At 67.7% G+C, this 21,612-nt stretch carries 19 protein-coding genes; 10 read left to right on the top strand and 9 right to left on the bottom strand.

What is annotated here, in order from left to right:
- Window positions 1-72: 72 nt before the first annotated feature.
- Window positions 73-1,761 carry a cellulase family glycosylhydrolase gene (locus ABDW31_RS16210; protein WP_184719265.1) on the top strand — a complete coding sequence of 563 codons (1,689 nt, stop codon included), beginning with the start codon at window positions 73-75 and terminating at the stop codon, window positions 1,759-1,761.
- A gap of 105 nt (window positions 1,762-1,866) precedes the next feature.
- Here the strand turns inward: ABDW31_RS16210 and ABDW31_RS16205 are convergent, their stop codons facing one another.
- Window positions 1,867-2,268 carry a hypothetical protein gene (locus ABDW31_RS16205; RefSeq protein ID WP_184719267.1) on the bottom strand — a complete coding sequence of 134 codons (402 nt, stop codon included), beginning with the start codon at window positions 2,266-2,268 and terminating at the stop codon, window positions 1,867-1,869.
- Between the two features lie 97 nt (window positions 2,269-2,365).
- Window positions 2,366-4,240, bottom strand: a complete 1,875-nt coding sequence (locus ABDW31_RS16200; RefSeq protein ID WP_184719269.1) for an ABC-F family ATP-binding cassette domain-containing protein — start codon at window positions 4,238-4,240, stop codon at window positions 2,366-2,368.
- Window positions 4,241-4,333: 93 nt separating this feature from the next.
- Between ABDW31_RS16200 and ndk the strand changes: the two genes are divergently transcribed.
- The 3 genes from ndk to ABDW31_RS16185 all read left to right on the top strand — a co-directional run bounded on the left by ndk (window position 4,334) and on the right by ABDW31_RS16185 (window position 6,908).
- Window positions 4,334-4,753, top strand: a complete 420-nt coding sequence (ndk, locus tag ABDW31_RS16195; RefSeq protein ID WP_184719271.1) for a nucleoside-diphosphate kinase — start codon at window positions 4,334-4,336, stop codon at window positions 4,751-4,753.
- A 125-nt stretch (window positions 4,754-4,878) separates the two neighbouring features.
- Window positions 4,879-5,229 carry a PRC-barrel domain-containing protein gene (locus ABDW31_RS16190; protein ID WP_184719272.1) on the top strand — a complete coding sequence of 117 codons (351 nt, stop codon included), beginning with the start codon at window positions 4,879-4,881 and terminating at the stop codon, window positions 5,227-5,229.
- Between the two features lie 110 nt (window positions 5,230-5,339).
- Window positions 5,340-6,908: a hypothetical protein gene (locus ABDW31_RS16185; protein ID WP_184719274.1), complete on the top strand. Its 1,569-nt coding sequence runs from the start codon at window positions 5,340-5,342 to the stop codon at window positions 6,906-6,908.
- Here the strand turns inward: ABDW31_RS16185 and ABDW31_RS16180 are convergent.
- The 3 genes from ABDW31_RS16180 to purM form a co-directional block, all read right to left on the bottom strand.
- Window positions 6,905-7,528 carry a DedA family protein gene (locus ABDW31_RS16180; protein ID WP_184719276.1) on the bottom strand — a complete coding sequence of 208 codons (624 nt, stop codon included), beginning with the start codon at window positions 7,526-7,528 and terminating at the stop codon, window positions 6,905-6,907. The genes ABDW31_RS16185 and ABDW31_RS16180 overlap by 4 nt on opposite strands.
- An 87-nt stretch (window positions 7,529-7,615) precedes the next feature.
- Window positions 7,616-8,206 carry a phosphoribosylglycinamide formyltransferase gene (gene purN, locus ABDW31_RS16175; RefSeq protein WP_184719277.1) on the bottom strand — a complete coding sequence of 197 codons (591 nt, stop codon included), beginning with the start codon at window positions 8,204-8,206 and terminating at the stop codon, window positions 7,616-7,618.
- Window positions 8,203-9,228 carry a phosphoribosylformylglycinamidine cyclo-ligase gene (gene purM, locus ABDW31_RS16170; protein ID WP_184719279.1) on the bottom strand — a complete coding sequence of 342 codons (1,026 nt, stop codon included), beginning with the start codon at window positions 9,226-9,228 and terminating at the stop codon, window positions 8,203-8,205. Before purM ends, purN begins: the two co-directional genes overlap by 4 nt.
- A gap of 135 nt (window positions 9,229-9,363) precedes the next feature.
- Here purM and rnd point away from each other — a divergent pair, with 135 nt between their 5' ends.
- The 4 genes from rnd to ABDW31_RS16150 all read left to right on the top strand — a co-directional run bounded on the left by rnd (window position 9,364) and on the right by ABDW31_RS16150 (window position 14,129).
- The gene (rnd, locus tag ABDW31_RS16165) at window positions 9,364-10,533 is read left to right on the top strand and encodes a ribonuclease D (protein WP_184719282.1); all 1,170 of its coding nucleotides are present in this window, start codon (window positions 9,364-9,366) and stop codon (window positions 10,531-10,533) included.
- 221 nt (window positions 10,534-10,754) lie between these two features.
- Complete coding sequence (locus tag ABDW31_RS16160) at window positions 10,755-12,389, top strand: response regulator (protein ID WP_343699103.1); 1,635 nt, start codon at window positions 10,755-10,757, stop codon at window positions 12,387-12,389.
- A 126-nt stretch (window positions 12,390-12,515) separates the two neighbouring features.
- Window positions 12,516-13,823 (top strand): serine hydrolase domain-containing protein, encoded by a 1,308-nt coding sequence (locus ABDW31_RS16155; RefSeq protein ID WP_343699102.1) that lies wholly within the window; start codon window positions 12,516-12,518, stop codon window positions 13,821-13,823.
- A 111-nt stretch (window positions 13,824-13,934) separates the two neighbouring features.
- On the top strand, window positions 13,935-14,129 hold the full coding sequence (locus ABDW31_RS16150; protein ID WP_343699101.1) for a hypothetical protein: 195 nt from the start codon (window positions 13,935-13,937) through the stop codon (window positions 14,127-14,129).
- A gap of 457 nt (window positions 14,130-14,586) precedes the next feature.
- Here the strand turns inward: ABDW31_RS16150 and ABDW31_RS16145 are convergent, their stop codons facing one another.
- The 4 genes from ABDW31_RS16145 to ABDW31_RS16130 all read right to left on the bottom strand — a co-directional run bounded on the left by ABDW31_RS16145 (window position 14,587) and on the right by ABDW31_RS16130 (window position 19,608).
- Window positions 14,587-16,080 (bottom strand): Ppx/GppA phosphatase family protein, encoded by a 1,494-nt coding sequence (locus ABDW31_RS16145; RefSeq protein WP_184719288.1) that lies wholly within the window; start codon window positions 16,078-16,080, stop codon window positions 14,587-14,589.
- Between the two features lie 65 nt (window positions 16,081-16,145).
- Window positions 16,146-16,529, bottom strand: coding sequence for a hypothetical protein (locus ABDW31_RS16140; RefSeq protein ID WP_343699100.1), 384 nt, complete (start codon window positions 16,527-16,529; stop codon window positions 16,146-16,148).
- Complete coding sequence (locus ABDW31_RS16135) at window positions 16,526-18,757, bottom strand: RNA degradosome polyphosphate kinase (protein ID WP_184723879.1); 2,232 nt, start codon at window positions 18,755-18,757, stop codon at window positions 16,526-16,528. Before ABDW31_RS16135 ends, ABDW31_RS16140 begins: the two co-directional genes overlap by 4 nt.
- A 185-nt stretch (window positions 18,758-18,942) precedes the next feature.
- A complete protein-coding gene (locus ABDW31_RS16130) occupies window positions 18,943-19,608 on the bottom strand; it encodes a chromosomal replication initiator DnaA (protein ID WP_184719293.1) in 666 nt (221 codons plus the stop codon).
- A gap of 269 nt (window positions 19,609-19,877) precedes the next feature.
- On the opposite strand from ABDW31_RS16130, the gene ABDW31_RS16125 reads away from it, so the two are divergent.
- The gene (locus ABDW31_RS16125) at window positions 19,878-20,657 is read left to right on the top strand and encodes a hypothetical protein (protein ID WP_184719295.1); all 780 of its coding nucleotides are present in this window, start codon (window positions 19,878-19,880) and stop codon (window positions 20,655-20,657) included.
- Between the two features lie 75 nt (window positions 20,658-20,732).
- The gene (locus tag ABDW31_RS16120; protein WP_184719297.1) at window positions 20,733-21,473 is read left to right on the top strand and encodes an EcsC family protein; all 741 of its coding nucleotides are present in this window, start codon (window positions 20,733-20,735) and stop codon (window positions 21,471-21,473) included.
- Window positions 21,474-21,612: the final 139 nt, after the last annotated feature.

Below are 21,612 nucleotides of genomic sequence, written 5' to 3'. Positions count from 1 at the left end.
AATCTGCGTCACCAAGTGGCCTGACCAGTAGCCGCCCGCGCAAGAGGCGGCCTCTGGACGGGAGAACGCAGCATGAAGTCCTGGCTCGCTTTCGGGGCCGCCGTCGCCCTGGCCATGTCCGCGCCGGCTCAGGCCGAGGGCTGGCTGAAGGCCCACAACGCCCGCATCGTCGACGAGACCGGCCAGCCGGTGATCCTGCGCGGCATGGGCCTGGGCGGCTGGATGCTGCAGGAGGGCTACATGCTGCGCCTGTCCAAACTGGGCCAGCAGCACGTCATCCAGGGCAAGATCGCTGACCTGGTCGGCCCCGAACGCCAGAAGGCCATCCACCAGGCCTGGCTCGACAACCACACGACCAAGGCTGACATCGACGCCATGGCCGCGTGGGGCTTCAACTCCGTCCGCCTGCCGATCCACTACGACCTCCTGACCCTGCCGGTCGACCAGGAGCCGACGCCCGGCGTCGACACCTGGAAGGAGGACGGCTTCAGGCGGATCGACGACTTGCTGGCCTGGTTGAAGGCCAACGGGATCTACCTGATCCTGGATCTGCACGCCGCGCCGAACGGGCAGGGCAACGACCTGGCGATTTCCGACCGCGATCCGGCCAAGCCCTCGCTGTGGGACAGCCCCGAGGCCCGCCGCAAGACCATCGCGCTCTGGAAGAAGCTGGCCGCCCGCTACAAGGACGAGCCGATGGTCGGGGCCTACGACTTGATCAACGAGCCCAACTGGGACTTCGACGGATCCGGCAACAAGAACGGCTGCAAGGACGAGAAGCAGGACGCCCTGTGGGCGTTCTATCGTGAGGCAACGGCGGCGATCCGCGAGATCGATCCGCGCCACATGATCGTCATCGAGGGCAATTGCTGGGGCAACAACTACAAGGGCATGGGCAAGCCTTGGGACGCCAACATGGCGCTCAGCTTCCACAAGTACTGGAACGTCAATGATGACGCCTCAATCGCGGCCCATCTGAAGCTGCGCGAGGAGACCGGCCTGCCGCTGTGGCTGGGCGAGAGCGGCGAGAACTCCAACGTCTGGTTCGCGGACGCCATCCGCCTCGTGGAGAAGCACGAGATCGGCTGGGCGTTCTGGCCGCTGAAGAAGATCGGCTTCAACCAGCCGCTCGAGATCAAGGTCGACCCGGCCTATGACGACGTCGTGGCCACCCTGACCGGGGACGCCAAGACGCCGGTCAGCGCCGACAAGGCCTATCAGGTGCTGATGAAGCTGGCCTCGCACGACGTGCGCTTCGAGCACAACGAGGCCCATCCCGACGTCATCGACGCCATGTTCCGCCAGCCGCACGACACGACGACCCGGCCGTTCGCCAAGCACTTGGTCGGGGCCAAGGGCGCGACGGTCCCAGCCTGGCAGTACGACCTGGGCGTCATCGGCGCGGCCTATCACGACGCCGACGCGGCCAACTATCACGTCTCCATGGGCGGCGAGCGGCAGCTTTGGAACAGCGGCCGCACGGGCCGCAACGACGGCGTCGACCTGGCGCGCACGCCCGAAGGCTGGCTGAAGGTCGTGGACTTCAAGCCGGGCGAGTGGCTGCGCTACACGGTCTCGGCGACGGGAGGACACTACGATGTCAACGTAGTGGGCTCCGGACCGACGGATATCGTCGTCAACGGCGGCGCGGCGGTGAAGAGCGGCGCGGTCGTCAGTCTGCTGTCGGGGACCAACACCCTGGTGCTGAAATCGACGGGGTCTGCGGAGGTGTCGGCTATTCAATTCAGATCCTCCCCCTAGCGGGGGAGGTGGCGCGAAGCGCCGGTGGGGGAAGATCTGCTGAGCCGGTTTCTTCCCTCTCCGTCGGCTGCGCCGACACCTCTCCCTTGGGGAGAGGATTGAGAGTTACCGCTTGCCGACGCCCGGGAACATCGCCGGTTCGCCGTCGAACACGCCCAGATAGCCCAGCTCGCCCAGCAGCGGCGTCAGGTCTTCGACCAGGTCGCCCGATTGCGGCAGGTGGCTGGGACGGCCGGCCTGATCATGCAGGCGGTAGACGGTCCACAGCTTGCCCTTGGGCGCGGGGGCGCCGGGCTGGATGAACTTGTGCTCCCAGCCGACCAGGGCCGGGCTGCGGCCGGGTTCGATATCGAACGGACGGTCGCGGAAAGCCAGGTCCATCTCGACCCGCATGGCCTCACCGATCCGGGCGTTCACCCAGGCGGCGAACGCCTCGAGGACGACGTGAGCGGACAATCCTTCCGGATTGGCCACGACGTGGTTGCGGGGATGGGCGGGACTGCTCATGAGCCCACCATGCGACGATAGGTGTCGCGGAAGCGCTAAACTTCTTGGTTGACAGAGGTTTACCACAACCTGGCCGACTCTCGCCGGGAAGGCGGTCTTATCCCTCGGCTTCCGCTAGCTCTTCGGCCAGTTCCATCCAGGCGGTTTCGGCCTCGTCCAGCTTGGATTTGGCGTTGTCGCGGCGCTTGGTCAGTTCGGCGACCTTGGCGGGGTTCTTGACGTAGAGGTCCGGGTCCTCGAGCTGGGCGTCCAGTTCGGCCAGGTTGCGGGTGCAGCGGTTCATGACCTGCTCGGCGGCCTCGACCTTGCGGCGCAGCGGCTCGACGGCGGCCTTCTTCTTGACCGGCTCGGCCGCAGTCGTCGCCGCAGCCGGCTCGCGGGCGACCTGGGTCGGCTTCACGGCCTGCTTGGCGCGGTCCAGCACGAACTTGGCGTAGTCGTCCATGTCGCCGTCGAACGGCTTCACCGTGCCGTCCGAGGCCAGCCACAGGCGGTCGGCGACCAGCTCCATCAGCGAGCGGTCGTGGGTGATCAGGATCACCGCGCCCATATAGTCGTTCAGCGCGTCCAGCAGGGCGCGGCGGCTGTCGATGTCCAGGTGGTTGGTCGGCTCGTCGAGGATCAGCATGTGCGGCGCGTCCATCGCCACCAGGTTCAGCAGCAGGCGGGCGCGCTCGCCGCCGGACAGAGCGTCGACCTTGGTCTCCTGCTTCTCGAAGCCCAGGCCGAACTGGGCCAGCTTCGAGCGGCGTGAGCTTTCAGAGGCGTCCGGCATGGCCCGGCGGATGATCTCCAGCGGGGTGTCGTTGGGATCCATCGCCTCGATCTGGTGCTGGTGGAACCAGCCGACCTTCATCTTCTTGTCGCGGTGGAACTCGCCCTTCTGCACGCCCAGGGCGCCGGCGATCATCTTGGCGAAGGTCGACTTGCCCGCGCCGTTGACGCCCAAGAGACCGATGCGGTCGTCCAGGTCCATGCGCAGGTTCAGGTTCTTGAGGATCGCGCGGTCCGCCTCATAGCCGACGAAGGCCTTTTCCAGTCGGATCAGCGGCGGGGGCAGGGGCTTGGGCGGCGAGGGCAGGGTGAAGGGCGCGACGCGCTCCTCGATCGTGGTGGCGACCGGCTCCATCTTGGCCAGGCGCTTCATGCGGGACTGGGCCTGGGCGGCCTTGGAGGCCTTGGCCTTGAAGCGGTCGACGAAGGCCTGCAGGTGGGCGCGCTCGGCGTCCTGCTTGGCCTTGGCCGACAGTTGCAGGCGGGCCTTCTCGGCGCGGCGCTTCTCGAAATCGTCGTAGCCGCCCGTGTAGAGCTCCAGCTTGGCGTTCGCCAGGTGCAGCATGTGGGTGCAGCTGTTGTTCAGCAGTTCGCGGTCGTGACTGACGATCAGGGCGGTGTGCGGGTACTTCTGGAGCCTCGCCTCAAGCCACAGCGCGCCTTCCAGGTCGAGATAGTTGGTCGGTTCGTCCAGCAGCAGCATGTCGGGCTCGGCGAACAGCGCCGCGGCCAGGGCCACGCGCATGCGCCAACCGCCGGAGAACTCGCTCATCGGTCGCGCAAGGTCGTCCTGGGTGAAGCCCAGGCCGATCAGGATTTCGGAGGCGCGGGAGGGGGCGGCGTCGGAGTCGATCTCGATCAACCGGCCCCAGATCTCGCCCATCTCCTCCGGATCGGCGGTCTCCAGGCGAGTCAGCAGGCTGTGACGCTCCTCGTCGGCCTCCAGCACCGTCTCCAGCAGGGTGAAGGGCGTGGCCGGGTGTTCCTGGTCCACCGAACCGATGCGGGCGTTCTTGGGCAGGCTGATCTCGTCGTCGCTGACGGCCAGGTGACCCAGGATCAGCTTGAACAGGGTCGACTTGCCCACGCCGTTGCGGCCGATCAGGCCCACCTTCGCGCCCGGCGGCAGGCTGACGCTGGCCTGGTCGAAGAACTTCCGCCCCCAGGCGCTGAAGGTCAGGTCACGGATCTGAAGCATTTTATGAAGGTTACGCGTCGGGGTTGGCGGGGAGGAGGCGCCCGGCTATAAGCCCGCAACCTTCTAATTCACAACTCTTCTGTGAGACCTCTCGTGACCGAACGCACCTTCTCGATCATCAAGCCGGACGCCACCCGCCGCAACCTGACCGGCTCGGTCAATGCCGTGATCGAGGCCGCCGGCCTGCGCATCGTCGCTCAACGTCGCGTGAAGCTGACCGAAGCCCAAGCCAAGAAGTTCTACGAAGTGCACGCCGAGCGTCCGTTCTACGGCGAACTCGTCGGCCAGATGACCGCCGAGCCGGTCGTCGTCCAAGTGCTGCAAGGCGACAACGCCGTGGCCAAGTACCGTGAAGTCATGGGCGCCACGAACCCGAACGACGCCGCTGAAGGCACCATCCGCAAGCTGTTCGCCCTGTCGATCGGCGAAAACTCGGTCCACGGCTCGGACAGCCTGGAGAACGCGGGCATCGAAATCGCCCAGTTCTTCACCGAAGACGAAATCGTCGGCTAAGGCTCACGCCTTATCGACTGCGAGAAGGCCGGGGCGAAAGCTCCGGCCTTTTTGTTTGGGCTGATCCGGGAAACCGCTTCGCGGCGGAAGCGCTATCTCCTCGTAGATTACAGCGCGAGGACCCCATGCCCCTGACGAGAAGCAAGGACATCCTGGACCAGGATCTGATCGGTACGGGAGACAGTAAGCTGGGGACCATCCGCGAGACCTTCGTCGATCTCGACACCGGGCGGATCGAGTTCGTCGTCGTGGAGGCGGGGGGCTTGCTCGGCGGCTCCGGCAAGTACCATCCCGTGCCCTGGTCGATCGTCCGCTACGATCCGATGGCGAAGGAATTCCGGGCCGAGATCTCCAAGGACCAGTTCAAGGGCTCGCCCAGCTATGACCGGGCCCAGATCGCCAGCGCCGACTATGCGTGGGACGAACAGTCGAACCGCTATTTCGACGCGCCTACGGACGTCGTCGTCAGGCCCTGACGGATCTTCTGGATTTCCAGGTTTGCGAGGAGGCCGGGGCGAAAGCTCCGGCCTTTTTGTTTCGACTGTGGCTATGGTTTCGCCCATTGGGGAATCGTCGCGAGGGGGCGATGGCGAGCGTGCGCGAGATCATCGGGGGCAGTGCTCTGGCGGCTGCTCTGTGGCTGGCTGGAGCGCCGACGACGGCCCTGGCCCAGGCTCAGGTCGCCATGGATGACGTGCTGGTGTCGCCCCAGGCCAGCGGTCGATGGCTGCGCGCCGAGAGCGACCACGTCATCGTCTATTCCGACGAAAGCCCTGAGGTTCTGCGCCGCGTGGTCGCCGATCTCGAGGCCTTGGAGCAGACCCTGCGGTCGCTGTACGGCAAGCGCGACGGACCGCCTCCGCGCAAGTATCCGATCTATCTGGTTCGACCCGTCGAGCCCGGCGAGACCGAAAACTGGTCCTATCGCCGCTTCCTGCCGGGCGCGCCGATCAGTTCGCTGTCGATGAACGTGGCCGAGCCCGACGATATCTTCGCGGTCGTGGTGCGGGACAATTTCAGGTTCTTCGGCGCCGTGGACCAGACCGCTGGCGACGACAGCATCCTGGGCGCCTATGCGCTGCATTTCTTCAGCGAGACCTTCCCGTTCCGCCAGCCGCGATGGCTGATCAAGGGCGCGGCGATCTACTACAGCGCCATCGACATCCAGCCTGACAAGGTGGTGGTGGGCCAGACGCCCGCCCTCTACGACGAGCGGCGGATTGCCGGCAGCCTGAAGGGCGTGGCCAACGTTATCGCCGAGACCGGCTATGGCGAGAGCCCCGCCAACCGCCGCCGCTTTGACGAGCGGGCTGCGCTGCTGGTGCGCTACCTCTGGGCGGATGCGGGACGCAAGGCGCGGTTGGACGCCTATCTGAAGCGTCTCGACGAGGGCGAGCGCGATGTCACCGCCGCCTGGACGCAGGCGTTCGGCGAGCCGCCCGAGGCGCTGGAAGCTCGGCTGAAGGCCTTCCTCAGCGCCGAGCCGAGCCTGACGGTCCTGCCGCGGCCGGCCGCGCCCGCGATCAAGATCCGCCGCGCGCCCGGCGGCGCCGATCGGTTGATCCTGGAAATTCAGCAGGTGAAGGCCGGGGCGCCGAGCGCCAACCGGGCCAGCCTGCTGCATCGGTTCCGCACCGCCGCGGCGCGCTCACCGGGGGATCGCTATGTCCGCCAAGGCCTGGCCCGCGCCGAGATCACCCTTGGTGATCGCGACACGGGCGAGCGCCTGTTGGAGGGGCTGCTGGCCGAGGATGGCGGCAATCTGGAAGCCCTGCGGCTGATGGGGACCAGCAAGCTCTATCGCGCCCTGCTCGAGCCCGCGCATCGTCTGGACATGCTGGCCTCCGCGCGGGGATATCTGAGGCGCGCCGACGCGGCCGAGCCGAACGACTACCAGACGCTGTTCTTGCTGGCCCAGACCATGACGGCGGATGAAAAGCCTTCGCCCGAGCGGCTGGCCCTGCTGCGTCGCGCCGTAAACCTGGCGCCGGAAGTGGCCAAGATCCGCCTGGTCGCTGCGGTGGCGTTCCTGTCGGCCGATGACGCCGACACGGCGTTCCAGCTCCTCAAGCCGATGGCGGCCGATCCGAACGGCGGCGAGGCGTCGCGGCAGGCCCGGCGCGTGCTGGAGTTGATGGAGGGCGTTGAGCCCTAGGCCGCGGCCTGGACGCGCTGGCCGCGCTTGAACAGCATGACACCCAGGCCGATGGCCAGGATCAGGCCCAGGGCCAGGCCGCTGGCCAGGGCCGGGTCGCTGCCGAACAGTTGCAGATTGCGGGCGGCCAGATAGCCGGGGGCCAGCAGGGAGATCACCCAGATCGGCGCCGACAGTACGTTGGCGATCTGGAAACTCCACGGACGGCTGCGCGAGACGCCCGCCAGGATGGGGATCAGGGGACGGGCCGGGCCCAGATAGCGGGCGGCGGCGATGGCCAGGGCGCCGTGGCGGCGGGTCAGCAGCTTGGCGCGGGCCAGCAGACGACGCTGACCGGCGAACAGCAGCTTGGTGGCGCGACGGCCGCCCAGGCGGTGGCCCATGAAATACGAGACGGCGTCGCCGGCGGCCGCGCCGGCGCTGCACCACAGGATGGCTTCCACCGGATGCAGGGCGCCGTTGGCCACCAGCGCGCCGGCCGCCAGCATGACGCCGACGATCGGGATCAGCAGGCCCACGACCAGCAGGGCTTCCAGCAGCGTCAGCACGAACAGGATCGCGCCGACGAGGGCGTTGTTGTCCGCGGCGGCGCGGAAAAGGTCGGCGGTGAAGGCGTCCATGGAGACCATCATTGCCCGAAGATAGTGACGAAGTTCTGACCGGACAGCGTTCGCCGATGCGACACGCCGTCTCAGTGGGTCGTCAGCCTATACCGAGAATCGCTGTTCGACGAAATCAGCCAGGGTCGCGGCGTAGAGCTTGTGCTCCTGCTCCAGCACCCGGGCGGCCAGGGCGTGCTCGTCGTCGCCGGGAAGGATGGCCACGCGGGCCTGACCCAGGATCGGGCCCTCGTCCACGCCGGCCGTGACCAGATGGACGGTGCAGCCGGCCTCGGCCTCGCCGGCGGCGATCGCGCGGTTGTGGGTGTCCAGGCCCGGATAGGCCGGCAGCAGGGACGGGTGGATGTTCAGCATCCGGCCCTCCCAGGCGTCGACCAGGAACGGGGTGAGGATCCGCATGTAGCCGGCCAGGGCGATGACCTGAACGCCGCGCGCGCGCAGGGCCGCGTCGATGGCACGCTCGTGGGCCTCGCGGTCCTTGCCGAACGGCTTGCTATCGACGCACAGCGCTTCCACACCGGCCGCGGCGGCGATCTCCAGTCCCTTGGCGTCGGGCTTGTTGGCCAGCACCAGGGCGATCTCGAACGGGCAGTCTGCCGCCTGGGCTGCGCGAACCAGGGCCTCCATGTTGGAGCCCCGGCCCGAGATCAGCGCCGCAACTTTCGTGCGGCTCATCAAGCCTTGACCAGCTGGCCGCAGATGAAGGCGTCTTCGCCGGCGTTCAGCAGAGCGGCCAGAACCGGCTCGGCGTCGGCCTGGGCGACGATGATGATGAAGCCCACGCCGCAGTTGAACGTGCGGCGCATCTCGTGCTCCGACACGCCGCCGACTTCGGCCAGCCAGTCGAACACGGGCGGCTGGGCCCAGGCGTTCCAGTCGAACTCGGCGGCCAGGCCTTCGGCGATGGCGCGCGGCGGGTTCTCGATCAGGCCGCCGCCGGTGATGTGCGCCCCACCTTTCACGCGACCAGACTTAAGAAGCGGCAGCAGCGACTTCACATAGATGCGGGTCGGGGCCATCAGCGCCTCGGCCAGGGTCTTGCCGTCTTCGAACGGGCAGGGGGAGTCCCAGGCCAGGCCCGAGCGCTCGACCACGCGGCGCACCAGCGAATAGCCGTTCGAGTGCGGGCCCGACGAGCCCAGGCCGATGATGATGTCGCCGGCGCGCTGCTTGTCCAGCTTGGGCAGGACCTTGTCGCGATCGACCGCGCCGACCGAGAAGCCGGCCAGGTCATACTCGCCGTCGCTGTACATGCCCGGCATCTCGGCGGTCTCGCCACCCACCAGGGCCGAGCCCGACAGCTTGCAGCCCTCAGCGATGCCGGCGACCACGCTCTTGGCGGTCTCGATGTCCAGCTTGCCGGTGGCGAAGTAGTCCAGGAACATCAGCGGCTCGGCGCCCTGGGCCAGCAGGTCGTTGACGCACATGGCCACCAGGTCGATGCCGACCGTGGCGTGCATGCCCGAGTCGATGGCGATGCGCAGCTTGGTGCCGACGCCGTCGGTCGTGGTGACCAGCAGCGCGTCCTCATAGCCGGCGGCCTTGAGGTCGAACAGCGCGCCGAAGCCGCCGAGGCTGGCTTCCGCGCCCGGACGCCGGGTCGCTTTGGCCAGCGGCTTGATGGCGTCCACGAGGGCGTTGCCCGCGTCGATGTCGACGCCGGCCTGGGCGTAGGTGAGGCCGTTCTGCTGATCGCTCATGTGCGCTCTGGAGCTCGCTTTGGTCTATCGGAAGGCGACGAGACCCTCCGAACACGCGGAAAATTTGCTTTCCCGGTACGCTGGGCGCGTCTTGACGCTTGCAGACTCGGGGGTGCGCGAGGCTATTAGCAGCGGATGAAGCCGATCACCACCACCGCCGAGCTGGCGGCGTTTTGTAATGAGCTTAAGGGCGAGCCTTTCGTCGCTGTGGACACCGAGTTCATGCGCGAAACGACGTACTGGCCCAAGCTGTGCCTGATCCAGGTCGCGTCCCCCACCCATGAGGCGGTCATCGACCCCCTGGCCGACGAGATCGACCTGGAGCCGCTGCTGGCGGTCATGCGCGACGAGAGCATCCTCAAGGTGTTCCACGCCGCCCGTCAGGACGTCGAGATCTTCAACAACCTGAAGGCCATGCCGCGGCCGCTGTTCGACACCCAGGTGGCGGGCATGGCGGCGGGCTTCGGCGAGCAGATCGCCTATGACGCCCTGGTCCGGCAGATGCTGCGGATCGAGATCGACAAGTCCAGCCGCTTCACCGACTGGGCCCGCCGTCCGCTGACCGAGGCGCAGCTGAGCTACGCCCTGGCCGACGTCACCCACCTGGCCAAGCTGTTCCCGACCCTGCGCGAGCGCCTGGAGACCTCGGGCCGCCTGGCCTGGGTGGAAGAAGAGATGACCGCCATCTCGGACCCGGCCGCCTATGACGTGGATCCGGAAAAGGCCTGGCGTCGCCTGCGTCCGCGCAAGACCGCCCCGAAGTATCTGGCTGTGTTCAAGGCCGTCGCCGCCTGGCGCGAGCGCACCGCCCAGAACCGCGACCAGCCGCGCGGCCGCATCCTTAAGGACGAGGCCATCGACGAGCTGGCCACCCAGGCCCCGACCAGCCTGGACGCCCTGAACAACCTGCGTGGCGTGCCCAAGGGCTTCGGCGGCAGCAAGTTCGGTCCCGACCTGCTGGCCGCGATCAAGGCCGCCCTGGCCGATCCGGAAGGCTACGCCCCGGTCGTCGACAAGCCCGGTCCGCCGCCGCCCCAGAACGCCGGCGCCGTCGTCGAGCTGCTCAAGGTGCTGCTGAAGGCCCGCGCCGAGGAAGCCGGCGTGGCGTCCAAGCTGATCGCCACCGTCTCGGACCTGGAAAAGATCGCCGCCGACGACAACGCCGCCACTCCGGCGCTGACGGGTTGGCGCCGTGACGCCTTCGGGGCCGACGCCCTGAAGATCAAGCGCGGCGAGCTGGCCCTGGTGCTGGACGGCGCCAAGGTCCGCGTCGTCGAGGTCCGTCGGGCGGCCAAGGCCGACTGATCCAACGACGCGATGTGGAACCGGACACTGTCCGGATCCTTTGCAGATCAAAATCCCGCGTCTGCGTGGGGTCGTGTTGTCGCTGCGTCAACTCTTGGCGTAATAAGCGGCGGGCGCGGCTCCTCGAGGGCGAGTAGGCCTTGCGGGGGTTAGCGTTGAGTGAGTTCTGGGAGCGTCTGGCGGTCGCGTACCGACCTGCGGCCGTTTCGCGGCGCAAGCAGGTGCCTCTTCGACTCTTCGTCGTTCTGGTGTTGGTGCTGCTGGCGCTGTTCAAGCCCGGCATGAACTTCGTCTTCGCCTGGTGCGGCGTCTATCTGGTCGCCCAGCTGATCGAAGTTCTGGCCCTCAACCGCTATCTGGGCCAGGCGCGCCCCCGCCAGGCGGTCGCGCTGAACCTCTTCGCCGACGTGCTGCTGGCGGTGATCTTCGGCTGGCTTGCCATCCCGGTCTGGGCCTCCGGAACCCCGGTGGGCGCCGCCGGCGCGGTCCTGCTGCTGTGCGGCTCGATCATCACCGCCCTGATGGGCGCCGAGGGCTGCATCGCGGCCTTCCTGGCGTCGGCGGCGCCGCACGTGACCTATCTGGTCGCGACGCCGCTGATCGCGGCCGATCGCGACGACCCCATCCTGCCGTTCTTCCTGGCGGGCGGCGGCCTCTTCTGTCTGACGCTGTCGATGGTCTTCCTGTGGTCCAGGCGCGCCATGGAGGCCGAGCGCCGGGCCCGCCGCGCGGCCGAGGCCCAGATCGCCGCAAAGTCGGCCTTCGTGGCCATGGTCAGCCACGAACTGCGCACGCCGATCAACGCGATCGTCAACGGCGCAGCGGCCCTGGCCAATCCTGGCGAGCGCCCTGGCGAGACCGACCGCACCTCCGCCGTGCTGATCCGCGACGCCGGCCTGATGATGCGCACCCTGCTGACTGACCTGCTGGACCTGTCCAAGATCGAGGCCGGGCGCATGGGTGTGGAGGTGGTCGACTACGATCTGCCAACCCTGATCGTCGACGGCGTCGACCTGTGGCGCAACACGGCCGAGGCCAAGGGCGTGGGCCTTCGCCTCAACGACCTGGAGGGCGCGCCGCAGTGGGTGCGGGGCGATCCGATGCGCACGCGCCAGGTGCTGAACAATTTGCTCAGCAACGCCATCAAGTTCACCTCGCAGGGCGAGATCGTCATTTCGGTGGCGATGAGCGGTCCGGACGGCCAACGCCAGATGGCGATCACGGTGCGCGACACCGGCCCCGGCCTGACCCAGGACCAGATCGCCCGCCTGTTCAGTCCCTATGAGCAGCTGGGCGTCGAGACCGCGCGCGCCTTCGGCGGCACGGGCCTGGGCCTGGCCATCAGCCGCAATCTGGCCCGCTTGATGGGCGGCGAGCTGAGCGCGGCCAACGCGCCGGAAGGCGGCGCCAGCTTCACGCTGCGCCTGCCCGCGCCGGAGGGGACGGCGACGCCGGCCGTCGACGAGGCCGAGGCCGCGGCCCTGGCCTTGCCCGACCGCTCGCTGTCGGTGCTGGTGGTCGACGACCACGACATCAACCGTCGCACCCTGCGCCAGATGCTGGAGGCCTTCGGGGCCCAGGTCGAAACCGTCGACGACGCCCTGGCCGCCCTGGCGATCGCGGAGCGCCAGGTGTTCGACGTCATTCTGATGGACGTGCGGATGCCGGGCATGGACGGGCTGGAGGCCTCGCGCCGCCTGCGCGATCACGGCGCCAACCGGCAGACTCCGATCGTCGCTGTCACCGGCGCGGTCTCGCCCGAAGAGATCGCCGCCTGCCATGAGGCGGGCATGACCGGCTGGGTCGAAAAGCCCGTCAACGCCAAACACCTGTACGCGGCGCTGTTCGAGGGCTGAAGGGCGGGCCATGGGCCTGTCCGCCTCAATTTGGCGCACCTTTTCCGTATGTTGCCGGGCGCATGACGGGGCGAGCAGGCGTAGACTGACGGCTCGCCGAGTCCCTTACCCGTTCCGAGAGTAGCCGTGCCGGACCACCGCATTTTCGACCCCACCAAGCGCCGCCGCCAGCTAAAGCTGCTGGCCGCCAGCCTGGTGGGCGTGGTGCTGGTTGGCGGGGCGATGATCCCGCTGGCCAAGTCGCTGAAGGCCAAGCCTGCGGCGGAAGGCGAGACGGCGTTGACCAGCCTGCCGGCCAGTCCGGACCACTGGCGCGGCCAGATCGACTATCAGGCGCTGAACGACCGCCTAGCCGAGCTGATGACCGATCCGTCGATGACGGGCCTGGCCGTCGCCGTGGTCGAGGACGGCCGGCTGTCGTTCGTGAAGGGCTATGGCCGCACGTCCGTCGACAACGGCGAGCCGGTCGACGCCCACACCGTCTTCCGCTGGGCCTCGCTGTCCAAGACCGTGGCCGGGACCCTGACCGCGCGCCTGGCCGCTGACGGGGTGCTGTCGCTGAACGACCCGCTGCAGACCTTCCACACCACCCTGCGCCTGCCGGGCGACGCCCAGAACACTCTGACGGTGGAGCAACTGCTGTCGCAGCGCACGGGTCTGGGCAAGAACGCCTATGATGGCTGGCTGGAGGATGGTCGCGACCCGATCGAGATCCGCACCGCCCTCGGGCAGCTGAAGCCTGTCTGCCCGCCGGGCACCTGTCACACCTATCAGAACATCGCCTACGACACGATCAGCGAGGTCATCGCCGAGCGTACGGGCGAATCCTACGGCGAGACCGTGCGCCACAAGCTGTTCGAGCCCCTGGGCATGAAGGGCGCCAGCCTCGGCTACGCGGCCCTGACCTCGTCGGCCCATTGGGCTCGGCCGCACCGCCACGGCAATCTGCTGACCCTGTCGGAGGCCTATTACCGGGTGCCGGCCGCGGCGGGCGTCAACTCGTCCATCCTGGACCTGGCCGCCTGGATGCAGGCCCAGATGGGGCTGCGTCCCGACGTGCTGTCGCCGGCGGTGCTGAACGAGGCGCAGCGCTCGCGCGTAGCGACGGCGCGGCCCTTCGGGCGCATGACCTTCGCCCGCGAGCTGAAGTCGCCCGGTTACGGCCTGGGCATGCGCAGCTTCGACTACAGAGGCCACCACCTGATCGGTCACAGCGGCGCCGTGTCGGGCTATCGCTCGACCATGCTGTTCGATCCGGCGACCAAGACCGGCATCGTCATGCTGTGGAACAGCGACGGCAACCTGCCTTTCCGCTTCCAGGCCGAGTTCTTCGACCGCGCCTACAAGCTGCCCTTCACCGATTTCCTGGAACTGGAGCGACCGGCCCTTGCGCCGACCCAGACGGCCGGCGGGGCGCATCAGGCGGAAGAGTAGGGCGGGGGTGCCGGGCTTCGACCCTTCTCAGACCTTGCCGCACTCCTTAGCGTAGCCGAATGACCTCGGCGTCCGATCATCCATTGCTGCGTCGCCTCCGAGGAGGGTGAGTTGTCCGTTCAGGTGAAACAGGGCCTAGTTCAGGCTTTGAACGACCCGGGCACAGCCGAATGGCGGGTCTCCTGCAACACGCTTCAGGTCGACGTCTACAAGGCTGATGGACGTGCCGAGCTGTTTGACTTGCTGGAAGGTCCGGACGCGCCCGCAGAAGCGATCTCGATCGAGGACTTGAAAGCGGCCTTCTAGAAAGCCCGAAAACCACCCTAGTCGGAAGTTTCCGATGTCTGCAGCCAGCCATCGCTCCTTGCAACTAAGATGCGCACGCGTCAGATGCCGCCACTACCCACGAAGAGCCCAGTGGCGAGAAGCGCAGCCCCGGCGGTTAGAACGACGCCGAGTGCGGTTGCTAGTAGGCGAGCCGCCCCGCGTGAGAGCATCACATTTCGCCATGACGAGTAAGCGATCCCAACGACCAGAAGGGGATAGAGGCCGAACATGAAGACGCTTGTCGCCCAGATGAGCGGCAAAGCGAGAATGATCGTTCCAAGAAGTCCTAAGGGTATGATGACGCGATACAACGCGGCACCTACGTTCCCCAAGCGATCTTCATGCCTCAGTTTCTGAGTTAGCATAGCCAGAGCTTGGCCCGTTCAGGTTCACCTGACAAGGAAGGCCACCCATAACCGACCTGGCGACGTCCGCCCTATCCCGTGACGATCTTCGGCTTCAGCCCCAGGTGATGCGCAGCCGTGTTTGCCCGTTTGCTGGTCTGTTCGCCCAGCAGGATGTCGGCGAAGCCGGGTTCGGCCGTCAGGATCAGATGGCTCTTGTCCAAGGTCAGGCGCGAATGAGCCAGCAGGCTGGGGCTGCGGCCCGAGAGGTCGCAGGCCAGGCGCATCGTGGCCCCCAGGGCGCGGGCGCGCTTCAGCTGGGCCGGCGTCAGCAGCCGTTCCAGCGTCGCCAGTTCGGGCGGATGGAAATTGGTGGCGTGACGGGCGTGGGCGGCCGTGGCCAGGAAGCAGCGCTCGGCATGGCCCAGGCCCGCGATCGGGGCGCGCAGCACCTGCTCGAAGACGAGGTCGGCGCGATGGTCCGGGTGCAGGCGCGCGCCAAGATCTGAAAGGCGGCTGGCGGCGGCCACCAGTATGCCGTCGCGCTCGCCGAACAGCGGCGGCAGGGTGGCGAAGGCCGGCGCGATCCAGGCCTCCAGCGCAGGGCCCAGGTCGTCGGCCACGCCCTGGCGCGCGCCCAGGGCGTCGCAGCCCTCGATCAGCGGATCCAGCCCGCGCACGCGCGGCGGCATGGCCTCGAACAGCAGGCCTTCGCGCACGCCGAAGGCCGAGATCTCGATGCGCTTCAGCTGCAGGTGCTCGATCAGCGTCTCCAGGACCACGGCCGCGTAGGGCAGGGTCTCCGAGCGCTTCTTGCTCATGCCCTCGATGCGTTCGAGCGAGCTCTTGGACTGGTGCGCGACCAGGCGCGCGGCCTGCAGGGCCTCCTGGGCGTCGATCTGGTACTGGTGGACGACGTGCAGGGGATAGCCGGACAGCCGCATGTGCAGCAGCGCCAGATTGCGCCAGGCGCCGCCCACGGCGTGGAAGGTGTCGGTGCGGAAGTCGGCGGCCACCGGGGCGATGCGCTCGCGCGCCAGGCGGCGGACACGCTCGGCGTCGAAGCTGCCGCCGTTCGGGCCGGCCAGGCTGAACGGCCCCAGCGGCAGGGTCACGCCCTGGCCCGCGCCCGTGGGGTTCAGGCGGACCAGCTCCAGGCTGGCGCCGCCCAGGTCGCCGACCACGCCCTCGGCGTCGGGCGCCCCGGCCAGCACGCCCACGGCGGCGTAGTGGGCCTCTTCCTCGCCGGTCAGGACGCGGACCGAGAAGCCGGTCTCCTCGCGCACGCGGCGGATGAAGTCGGGGCCGTCCTTGGCCTCGCGGGCGGCGGCGGTGGCGACGGCGAACACCTCGGCCGGCTTGACCGCCTCCAGCACGGCGCGGAAGCGCTTCAGCGCCTGCAGGGTCTGGATCACGCCCTCGGGCGACAGCCGGCCGGTCTTGGCCAGGTCGCGGCCCAGGCCCGCCAGGACCTTCTCGTTGAAGACGGTCCAGATGGCGCGGCCTTCCAGCCGGTACACCACCAGGCGCACCGAGTTGGAACCGATATCGATGACCGCCGCGTCGCGCGGCGCCGGGAAGGGCATGGGGCTGATTTAGCCTATTCGGCGCACGGGGGAAGCGGTGAAAACGCGCGGAAAGCCTTTTCCGATCACGGATTGATCCGGCAAGCCACCGTCTGCCAGCCCTGGCCGTCGTCGCGGTGATAGCAGGTGCCGTAGCCCAGAGGCCGGCCGTTCGCCCGCTGGCCGCCCTTGGTCAGGGCCCAGGGGCCGGGGCCGATCAGGATCATGTCGGTCGTGTCGGCCTGCTTAGGGCAGCGGCCCCACCAGGCGATGCCGCCGCCCGGCAGGACGCCCGGGCCGTAGACGTCGCCCTGCGTTTGGGCCGCCTGCTCGATGTCCGGCGAGGTCCCGAAGGCGTCGACGCCGGGGCGGGCGGGCAGGGCCTGGATCGCGCAGATCTGCGCCTGCCGCCCGGGCTCGGGTGCGCAGGCGGCAAGGGGCAGCAGGGCGGCGAAGGCTAGACGCCTCACCGCTTGCGCTTGGGTCCCACGTGGTCGAACGCCCGCGGCAGGTCGCGCGCGCCGTGGCCGCGGCCCGACAGGCTGGGATTGGTCATGAAGTAGTCGTGGGCCGAGAAGGCGCCCTTGCTGGCCCAGGCCGGGTCGCGGGCATAGTCGCCCTCGCTGTCCAGCTTCCAGCTCTGGGCCTCGTCGTTGAGGTTGGCGACCATGATCTGGTCCAGCACCTGCTGGTGGACGGTCGGGTTCTCGATCGGCACCAGGCTCTCGACGCGGCGGTCCAGGTTGCGCGGCATCCAGTCGGCCGAACTGATGAACACCCGCGTCTGGGCGCTGGGCATGTTGGCCCCGTTGGCGAAGGCCACCACGCGGGTGTGCTCCAGGAAGCGGCCGACGATCGACTTGACCCGGATGTTCTCCGACAGGCCCGGAATGCCCGGGCGCAGGCAGCAGATGCCGCGCACCACCAGGTCGATCTGCACGCCCGCCTGGCTGGCGGCGTAGAGGGCGTCGATGACCTGCGGATCCACGACCGCGTTCATCTTGGCCCAGATCCCGGCCGGGCGTCCTTCGCGGGCGGCCTGGGCCTCCTGCTCGATCATCGCCAGCAGGTCGGGCTTTAGCGTATGGGGCGAGAACGACAGCTTCTCCAGCCGCCCGGGCTGGGCGTAGCCGGTGATGAAGTTGAACAGCTTGCCCCCGTCGCGGCCTAGGGCCGGATCGCAGGTGAAGAGGCTGAGGTCGGTATAAACCCGCGCTGTCTGCGGGTGATAGTTGCCGGTGCCGAAGTGGCAGTAGGTGCGCAGGGCGTTGTCGCCCTCGCGGCGCACCACCACCGACAGCTTGGCGTGGGTCTTCCAGTCCACGAAGCCGAACACCACGTGCACGCCGGCCCGCTCCAGGTCGCGCGCCCACTTGAGGTTATTCTCCTCGTCGAAGCGAGCCTTGATCTCGACCAGGGCCGTGACGTTCTTGCCGTTGTCGGCCGCCTCGATCAGGGCCGCCACGATCGGGCTGTCCTTGGACGTGCGGTACAGGGTCTGCTTGATCGCCAGCACATTGGGATCACGCGCGGCCTGGCGCAGGAACTGCACCACCACGTCGAAGCTCTCGAACGGGTGGTGGACCAGGATGTCCTTCTCGCGGATCGCCGCAAAGCAGTCGCCGCCGTGGTCGCGGATGCGCTCGGGGAAGCGGGCGTTGAAGGGCGGGAACTTCAGGTCCGGACGGTCCGGCGGGATCAGCTCCGACATCTGGGCCAGGCCCAGCTTGCCGTCGACCAGCACCACGTCTTCCGGCTCGGCGCGCAGGCCCTCGATGATGAAGTCGCGCAGGTCCGGCGGCATGGTGGTCTGGATCTTCACCCGCACCACGCGGCCCAGGCGGCGCTTCTTCAGCTGCGCCTCGAACTCGCGCACCAGGTCCTCGGCCTCTTCCTCGATTTCCAGGTCGCTGTCGCGGATCAGGCGGAACAGGCCGCGGCCCTCGACCTCGTAGCCGGGGAACAGGTGCTCCAGGAACAGGATGATGAAGCTTTCCAGCGCCACGATCTTGCGCTGGCGCTTCTTGCCGCGCGTGACGACGCTGCTCAGCTCCCAGAACCGGCGCACCTGCGAGGGGATCGGCGCCAGGGCGTACAGGTGCTTGTCGTCGGCGATCCGGCGCAGCTTCAGCGCCAGGCAGAAGCCCAGGTTCGGGATGAACGGGAACGGGTGGGCCGGGTCGATCGCCAGCGGCGTCAGCACCGGGAAGATCTGGTTGCGGAAGATCTCCTCGGCCCGCTTGCGGTCATCGCCCTCGATGTCCTTGGCGTCCAACAGCTTCAGGCCCTCGTCCCACAGCTCGGTGCGGACCTGGCGCCAGATCTTCTGCTGCTCGGCCATCAGCTCGAAAGCCGAGGCGTTGATGCGGTTCAGCTGCTCGCTGGGGATCAGGCCGTCCTGGCTGATCACCCGCACGCCCTCGCGCACCTGGCCCTTCAGGCCGGCCACGCGCACCATGTAGAACTCGTCGAGATTGTTGGCCGAGATCGACAGGAACCGCAGGCGTTCCAGCAGCGGGTGGCGCGGATTGCCGCTTTCCTCGAGGACCCGCTGGTTGAAGGCCAGCCACGACAGCTCGCGATTGAAGAACCGCTCGGGCGAGGCCATCAGCTCGGCGTCCAGCACCCGGGGCGCGGTGTCGTCAGCTTGCGGAGCGATGGCGGGCGAGAGCGGGGCAGCGATGGGCAGGGCGGTCATCTCGTTCATCAGGTCACTTTAGGCGCGAGTGTGTTCCGCCATGGTGAACGAGGCAAGTGACGAGACGGCGACACCGAACAGACTGTCATCCCGGCCAAGTGCGCAGCACGTCGAGCCGGGACCGCCGGATGCTCGGCGCCTGTTGCGGTCCCGGCTCTCCGCTACGCTGCGGCCGGGATGACAGTTTATTCGGTGTCCTCGCCCTCGAAGTCGCCCAGCACCTCGCGCGCCAGGGCCTTGTTCAGCTCGCGCCGCAGCTGGGCCGCCGCCTCGTCCAAGAGGTCGGCCGCCGCGATCGCCTCGGCCGCCGAACGGGGCAGGCGCGACAGCAGATAGGGATAGAGGTCCGGATCGGGCTTTAGCAGCCGCTGCGCGAAGGCCCGCCGCAGCACCGCCTCCAGCACCGCCTCGTCGGGCGCGTCGATCAAAGCTGCCGACAAGGCGTTCAACCGCGAGCGCAGGTCGGGTACCGACGTGGCCCAGGCCAGCGGCGCTTCGCGGCCGGTCAGCAGCACGGTCCCGCCGTCGACCCCGGCCATATTGAGAATGTGGAACAGGGTCTCGTCGGCCCGTTGGTCGGCGTCCTCGACCAGCACCGCGCGGCCGCGCAGGGCCGGGAGGTCGACCTCGTCGCTGGCCTCGACGACCACAGCATCAACCGCGTCGGCCCAGGCCCGCGCCAGGTGCGTCTTCCCGCACCCCGCCGGCCCGACCAGCGCCAGCCGCCCCTCGGGCCACGCCGGCCACCCGTCCAGCCGCGCCACGGCGTCCGCATTGCTGGGCGAGACGACGAAGTCCTCGCGAGCATAGGTCGGCGCAGCGGTCAGCGGCAGTCTGAACTGGGTAGGCAAGCCTGGAGCTCGGCGTGGTGAACGTCAGGCTAGGGATATAGGCGGCGGCGGCGCGGAGGGGGAGGTGGTGAGGTTGGGGATAGTGGGGATAGGGCGAGGGAGGTGTGGATTGGGCTTTGGCGAACAGCCGCTACGGGGTGCTGTTACCTGGGCTGGGGTAGAAATAGGCGGCTCTCCCGACAATGGTTCGACCCAGGTCGTGGTTCGACATCGACCGTCGTTGTCAGCCTCACAAATGTATGAAAGCGTCCCCGGCAAGGATTGGGGGAATGATGCTTCAGCGTTTCTATGAACAGCGGACGCGAGTCCAAGAGGAAGATGGCCGCACATCCTGGACGATCGCACTAGCTCATGGCGCCGGACTTGCCACACTTGGGGGGCTGATTGGCAATGTCGAGGACGTGAATTTCGCGGTTGCTCAGCTATGGCCAGCGCTAACGTGCTTTGGCGCGGGACTCGCTTTCTCGGTCGCATCCGTCCAGCGACACGCGGTAGTGATGGCGATACAGCTCGGGATCACAGTCAACGAAGCTCATCGTGAACGAATTATCGAGCAGCGAGGGGTTAAGACAACGGACATTTTCGCCCCGTTAGATCTATCTGGAGCTCGCCATATCTATGGCTCCGAGGAGGCTGCCGTCAGGGCCTATCTCGATTTCGTCAAGGCTAGTATCGAACGAGACCGAGAACGCGAGGCGCAGCTTGAAGCTGCATTCGCGTCAAGCGAAGTCGAGCTCAAGCAAAAATTTGCTGAATCGGTGCGAGAAAAGACCTTGTTCTCCAACCTTCAGAATATTGCGGTCGTATGCGCTTTTGCTGCCACCGGCGCACTAGTTTACGCTGGTGTGAATGGCCTACAGCCCAAAGGGAAGTCGAACGACGGGCAGGTGCCGGCCGTAGCTTCCGCGCCGATCAAGCCGATGCTCAAGAACTCCGAGGCATCCGAAGCAGTGCCAGAGCCATCGCCGCCTCTTCCTCCAACTGTAGGTAGACCTGCCCCTCCGGCCACTCCGGACCCGAAACCTCGCCCTTCGACAAGCTCAGGGTGAGGTTTCTACTGAACCGCATTAGCCCTCATCCTGAGCTTGTCGAAGGACGAGGGCGGACCCGCTAGAGTGGCCGACATGACTCTCTCCCCCGACCTCATCGCCTGGCGCGCCGACCTCACCCGCCCGCCCAGCGCTCTAAACGGCGTCGCGCGCGCCGCGCAGCAGCGGATCAACCGGATTATCCCCGAGAAGGTCCATGCCGCCGTCACCGCCGGGATTTCCGGCATGACGCGGGCGATGCTGACGGGGGCAGACTTCGCGACGGGATCGCCGTTGATCGGGCTGTCGCTGGATGAGCGCCGCGCGCGGGCGGCCAAGGCGATCGACGGGTGGAAGAAGGCGGCGGCGGCCGAGGGCGGGGTCACCGGGTTCGGCGGCTTCCTGATGGCGGCGGCCGACTTCCCGCTGCTGATGAGCTTCAAGATCAAGCTCTTGTTCGAGATCGCCGCGATCTTCGGCCATGACGGCGCGGCGCTGCCCGAGCGCCTGTTCATCCTGCACATCTTCGAGCTGGCGTTCTCGGACGCCGAGCACCGGGCCGGAGTGTTCGCGGCGCTGGACGACTGGGAGGCGCGCGAGCACCCCCAGCACCTGAACGACTTCGACTGGCGGGCCTTCCAGCAGCAGTATCGCGACCACATCGACCTGGCCAAGCTGGCCCAGTTCATCCCCGTGGTCGGCGCGCCACTGGGGGCCATTGTGAACTGGCGGCTGGTCGAGCGGCTGGGGCATACGGCGGTGATGGCCTATCGGATGCGGGCGGAGCAGGGCGCTTCTTCGTCGACTGGGACGAGCGTTACGATCCCTCTCTCATAGAGAGAGGGAGGGGCCCGCGCCGCAGGCGTGGGAGGGTGAGAGGTTAGGCGAAGCCGGTATGGGGTTTCGCGCATCTCGCTTGTTTTTCAGGACTATTCGGTGAGCGGTGTAACCTCTCACCCTCCCATGCTGCGCATGG

It is taken from the genome of Caulobacter sp. (genome assembly GCF_039596335.1).
Taxonomy (GTDB): domain Bacteria; phylum Pseudomonadota; class Alphaproteobacteria; order Caulobacterales; family Caulobacteraceae; genus Caulobacter.
The sequence above is the reverse complement of the archived record's forward strand: the minus strand, read 5'-3'. Positions and strand labels throughout refer to the sequence as shown.